This is a genomic window from Streptomyces hygroscopicus subsp. hygroscopicus (assembly GCF_001553455.1).
Lineage (GTDB): Bacteria > Actinomycetota > Actinomycetes > Streptomycetales > Streptomycetaceae > Streptomyces > Streptomyces hygroscopicus.
On sequence record NZ_BBOX01000132.1, the window covers coordinates 1 to 1337 of the forward strand.

At 70.9% G+C, this 1337-nt stretch carries 2 protein-coding genes; both read right to left on the reverse strand.

The annotated features are described in order from the left end of the window. Positions 1–420, reverse strand: a 420-nt coding sequence (locus tag AXW62_RS15550; RefSeq protein ID WP_060945074.1) for a DUF2267 domain-containing protein, incomplete at its 3' end; no start/stop codon positions are given. 97 nt (positions 421–517) lie between these two features. Continuing rightward, positions 518–1090: an Hsp20/alpha crystallin family protein gene (locus tag AXW62_RS15555; protein WP_060945075.1), complete on the reverse strand. Its 573-nt coding sequence runs from the start codon at positions 1088–1090 to the stop codon at positions 518–520. Positions 1091–1337: the final 247 nt, after the last annotated feature.

Consider the following 1337-nt stretch of genomic DNA (forward strand, 5'->3'; position numbering starts at 1 on the left):
GACCTGGACCAGGTCGGCGGGCATACGGGCCCTCAGATCACGCCATTCGCCCTCGCTGACATGGCGCTGCAAGGCCCCCAGGACGGTGTGGACCAGCTGCTCGGTGTCGCCGTGGATCGAGTACGGGAAGTCGTGCCGGACCCGCTGGAAGAACTCCTCGCTGTGCATCTTCACGGGCGTCTCCGCGGGCTTCCACCCGTCGTAGTAGATGCCGCGCACCAGCATCGGGAGCTGCGCGCCGAACTGAACGGCCTCGTCCACCGTCAGCCGGTCCCGCAGCTGGTGCAGGACCGCGCGCAGGGCGGCGTAGGACTGTTTGCGGCGCTCCTTGGGCCAGCCGTACGCCTCCTCGATCTCCCTCAGCAGCCGATTGGTCTTGTCGACCGTCGTGTCGAAGGAGGAAAAGCCTGTCGCAACCATCGTGTTCGTCCTTCCGGTGCCCGCGGCGGCCGCCCGGCGGAGCGGGGGCCGCCGCGGGGATGAGAGAGCCGGTTCGCGGCCGGCCGGGGCATGCGCCTCAGAAGCCGCCCCGTGGCTGCTGCGGCTGCTGCTGTGGCTGTTGTTGCTGCTGTTGCGGTTCCTGCTGCCGCTGGCTTTCGCCCCGGATGCTCTCGGTGATCTCTATGTGGCGGGGCTTGGCGGTCTCCGCCTTGGGAACGGTGATCGTGAGGATGCCCTCGGACATGCTCGCCGTGACGCCCTCGGTGTTGACCTCGCTCGGCAGCAGCAGCCGGTACTCGAAACGACCGGTGCGGCGGCCACTGCGGCGCAGGACGCCCTTGTGCTCCCGTTCCTTGATCTCTCCGGTGACGGTCAGCTCCTGGCCATTGACCTCGATGTCGATGTCCTGGCGCTTGACGCCGGCGAGTTCGAGTTCGACGTGGTACGCCTCGTCGCCCTCGCTCACGTCCGCGGCGGGCGTCCACGTCGCGAGACCGGGTATCGGCGCTCCGCCGACCGTGGATTCGAGCAAGCCGCCCATCTGGTTGAGCAGATCGTCGAACTCCGCCAGCGGATTGCGCGCCCAGACCCGGGGTCGCTCCATGGCTCCCTGGCCTCGCTGCTGCTGTCGTCGGGCGGGTGTGCTCATCGCCCTTCACCTCCGGTCATCGGTAGCGGTTGCGTGGGATCGCCGCCCGGCGCGGCGGACCGGCCGGACGGAGCTGGGATGTCGCCGCACGGACGGCGGCCGCGGCCACGTCCGGGCGCGGCGGATGTACGGCGTCCGGCGCGGCGGGTGCTCGGCGGCCGGTCGCGATGGGGCGCGGCGGCCGGTCGGCGCGGGCGCGGTGCCTCATCGCGGCGGGTGTGCGATGCCCGGTCGCGGCGGGTAGCGG